2 protein-coding genes are annotated in these 1,215 nt (G+C 47.9%); both read right to left on the minus strand.

Going from position 1 to position 1,215, the window contains the following annotated elements; translation table 11 throughout:
• The coding region (locus KIV40_RS28120) for a hypothetical protein (RefSeq protein ID WP_285352489.1) at positions 1-447 on the minus strand (447 nt) is incomplete at its 3' end.
• Between the two features lie 19 nt (positions 448-466).
• Positions 467-1,215: D-alanine--D-alanine ligase (locus KIV40_RS28125; RefSeq protein WP_285352490.1), on the minus strand; the 749-nt coding region annotated here is incomplete at its 5' end.

Consider the following 1,215-nt stretch of genomic DNA (forward strand, 5'->3'; position numbering starts at 1 on the left):
GTAGTGATGATTGGCGTGCAGCGCTGCAAAAGTGATCTCTCGCTCGAGTGTCGATGGCAGATTTGCGAATACCTGAGCATCCATTGAAACCTCGGTTTGGATCGTGATAGGCGCTTTGAGATCACTGTTGTCCAATCGCTCAAGCCAGTTGATCACGTAATGGATCTCTTTCACAGCCAATGAGCGGTCGTACTCAACTGGGTGACCACGGCGGCGAGTGTTGTAATCGACGCTTGAGTCCTCGTTTAAAATCAAAGCGTGGAAAAGATCGAGCGTATGACGTGTGTGCTCACCAATAGAGCTAGTGACGTGAGGCTTAGCGCTTGTCAAATAGTCGCTGTCAGAAATGGCTAACAAAAATTCTAGGCCTTGATTCAATATCTCTACCGCTCCTTTGATACTAGGAGAGAAAGAAGTGAGGGCGCTCGGTTGGGCTATCGGGTTCATTCATGATCCTCGTACAAAGTTAATCGGTGGTTGGATATTGTTGAACAAGGCGTCGCTCTTCTTGCCACGCGTCAATCAGGCTCTTGAAAGAGGGAGGCTGATGGCCCCGTTGTTTCTGTTGAGCGCCAATGTCATAAAGAATGCGATATTGCTGAAGTAGCGTAGAAAATATCTCTTTCAGCGGTGTGTTTCGATCCCAGATATGTGCCGCTTCACTGCTCGCGCCATTGACCTCAAGGATTGTAAAATCTTCGCCCTGCATCAGGCTATGTATGTCCCTGAACTTGACGTCCAGTCGTCCATAGTGGAAGCCATCGAAGTCGTTAAATATCTCATCTAAACGCTCAGTGAGCGCTTTGGTGATGTATTGATTGCCGTCTCTAAAAATAGAGCCGCGGCTATGGCTGCCTGCGAATGCCAGTTGAAATTCTTCACCCTCTGCGAGCACATGATCCAACTTGCCTTTATGCCTTGGGAGATAGAGGTGACTGAGCTGCCCAGCTCTTGGATTGCTTTCAATTAATTGCTTGAGTGTAGAGGTGCCATCCCCTGTCACCATTGGTGAATATTTGAGGGTGATCGAGATGATCTCACCTTGCTTTTTATTTGGATAGCGAACATAGAACACGCCGGCTTCAGCTTGATATGGCGCCTTTTCTTGCAGTAAAAATCGAGCCTGATTTGGGAAGGATGCAATGTACTGTTCTAGCTGATCTTGGCTATTGATCAGTTTGACACCTGCACCTCGACAACCCAGATCCGGTTTGG

This window comes from Vibrio sp. D173a (assembly GCF_030248475.1).